Origin of the sequence: Aeromonas sp. S9(2024) (genome assembly GCF_041403185.1) — a bacterium.
Lineage (GTDB): Bacteria > Pseudomonadota > Gammaproteobacteria > Enterobacterales > Aeromonadaceae > Aeromonas > Aeromonas enteropelogenes.
In genome coordinates, this window is sequence record NZ_JBGLRE010000020.1 from 1 (window position 1) to 2,708 (window position 2,708).

A 2,708-nucleotide genomic window follows, 5' to 3' on the forward strand; every position below is an offset into this window, starting at 1 on the left:
CGAGTTTGAATTCAGCAGTAAATGAGCGACGTAGTCTTGTCATTGAACACCTCTGGTCATGGTGGCGACTGTACCACCTAAAACGGTGTCCGGGATGATTAGACCACTACAGTTTCACCCAGCCACAGGGTAAGGCGAAACACTAAATAATTGATTACACCTTCGCTTAAGGTGTGGAGATTGGGATAGGTACGACTGGGGCTCGGCTAGCCCGTAAAGCTGCTAGCGCATCTATGCCTTCATCTCGATTGTAGTGGGCAACTAAATCCCATCCCCAGCCATGAACAGGGCCTAGACTATGGTGCTCAACGCTTAAGGTCTTGTACATGGGCGGCTCTAAATCACTGGCTCGTTAGGCCAGTGATTTAGTTATGTGTAATTAAATAAAAACTTATTCTAAATCAAGTGTTATCGAGCTAACCCTGCTTAATTTGACCTTATCAAAAAGCCCTAAAGATATCGACGATATTGTATCTGGCGTGATTTCTGGAGATATATGTCTTTCCGTATACCAATGGTTACCCAGTTTAACAGCGGTTACCACGCCTAAATCTGCGTTCATATGTTCGCCATTCGCTGTAATATAATGTAAAAATAACACATTATCATCAGTAGTAAGTTTGGATGGATCTGTATTAAATTGATAGATAGCCATACCCTTTCTTTCCATATAGAAGGGTAGTAACTCATCATAAAAAATTATCTTTTCCAACTTCACAGAATCAGATAGAGATGCGTTGACAACTAATTCTTTATCATTGATTTTTATATGCGCGTAATTAAACCCCACTGAAAATGGAGATATTTCAGCAAAGCCCCAGTATTTAGCCATATACGCATAGTTTGAGGGAAAGCCTTGAGTCAGCTTACCAATATATGGATTGGTTATAAACTCTGGTACTTTTACATATTTTATATCGTTTGACTTCGCGCCATTCAAAATATCATTTCTTATTTTTTCTTGCTGGTGAACCAGTTCGAGATCACTTTTTAACATTGTAATCTGTGGAAGAACGAATACTGCGCAGAACAATATTGCTGGGCTTAGGTATGCTATTCTGACAACAGGTGAGCCCCAAATGGATGCAGTGGAGTGAAGAGTGAAAGATAAGGATATCAATAAAAAAACTAATGCCCCATTATATGACCTAGAAGGCACGTATGGCGATGCAGCCATTGCCAAAGCACTCCCCATGGCAGATATGAAGAAAAAAATCCCCCATTTAGAATGACTGTGTCGGCCAGCAGCTATTGCTACGATTGATAGATATACCATTGTAAGTAATAATGGCCATAATTCTGATAAGGCCACAGGCAGCTGGTTATAAACATAGGAGCCAATCCGATTCAACCATGGATTCTTATACCAATCTGTGAAGTTCAGTGCTCTTGCGGTATTACCTGGTGACAAAATTAGAACGAGCCATCCAAATAAACCACCAATCACACCAATATTTATGCTGTTAAATATTCTCTTGCCTTTTGGAACATAAAATGCCACAAGAAAAATAGAGAATATTGGAACGAAAATCCCTGTACTTTCATTTGTGCATCCGGCCACAAAGGATGATATTAATATGAGAGCAGAGCATTTTAAGTTGTTGCTCGACAACGCTTTAATTGAAAGACTGAAATAAACTAATATTGCTAGGCTAGTCCATAGATAATTTGAAGAGCCGACAATCCACATAGACGTTTCGACAAAACTTGGATTGGCTATAAAATATAACGCCCAAATTAAAACCATTACAATCGGCAGTAATGGATCTGATTCCTTACTGAGTTTTGATGGTAACGATGAAACTAAATAAACAAGTAAAACCAATGCTGCTGAATTTAATGCGGAATATAAAAACTTGGGGAGATTGGCCAACATATTAGAACTGATGGTATCAGCTACAATTCTACCGCTCCATGTCATGTAATGAGAAACGGCCCTTCCCAAATAATCATTACCCATGAGAAAATAAAAATAATCATCTGAATATGTTGGGATCAACATTTGTAAATAATACATAAATGTGAATATTAAAATCACCACACCTATGGTTGGGACAACTTTTATCACGTTCACTTCGGCACCATGTTCGCAAAAAATAAGGCTCATATGATAGCAGGCCGTTGCTTAATATTCATTGTTTTCATTGCTAGCGTGGTGGCTTATCACGAACCATGTAAAGTGGGTATGTGTAACACAAATTCAACCAGCGCCTTTGTATGTTTTTCAACCTCAGATTGAACCTGCTTTGCTTTATATCATCTAGATCTTAGGGAGGTGTGAACAAGTTCTTGGTGTGAGATCATGGTCCCATTGATGTCAGGGATGAAGTTCAGTATGAGTCACCATGCTCACCTTCGCGGACTGCAAACAATGACAAACGCCGAAAAACTCGTAAAGAGGAGTTTTTTGCTCGTATGTAAGCTCTGCTGCCATGGTTAAGAATGCTCGGCATCATCTAACCCGTTAACCCCAAGGCTGGCAACGGATATAAAAACAGAGCGCATTAGCGCCCTGTTTGTCTTTTTCTATAAGATCTGTGTTCTACCATCACGCCGATGATCTGGATGTGCTGCCGGTCGGAGTGCATGGTGGGGTATGTAGTGGTCTAATCATCCCGGACACCGTTTTAGGTGGTACAGTCGCCACCATGACCAGAGGTGTTCAATGACAAGACTACGTCGCTCATTTACTGCTGAATTCAAACTCG

The 2,708-nt window shown here is 40.3% G+C and carries 1 protein-coding gene and 1 pseudogene; both read right to left on the minus strand.

The genetic code is table 11. The features are described 5' to 3' along the window. Positions 1 to 391: 391 nt before the first annotated feature. Positions 392 to 2,107, minus strand: coding sequence for a DUF6056 family protein (locus ACB028_RS20170; RefSeq protein ID WP_371145054.1), 1,716 nt, complete (start codon positions 2,105 to 2,107; stop codon positions 392 to 394). Between the two features lie 397 nt (positions 2,108 to 2,504). After that, a pseudogene (locus ACB028_RS20175) lies at positions 2,505 to 2,597 on the minus strand (LexA family transcriptional repressor); the annotation flags it as partial. Positions 2,598 to 2,708 lie beyond the last annotated feature (111 nt).

Bases quoted from the DNA above. Each gene is read 5' to 3' on its own strand.
- ACB028_RS20170 (WP_371145054.1), bottom strand. From the start codon at position 2,107: ATGAGCCTTATTTTTTGCGAACATGGTGCCGAAGTGAACGTGATAAAA.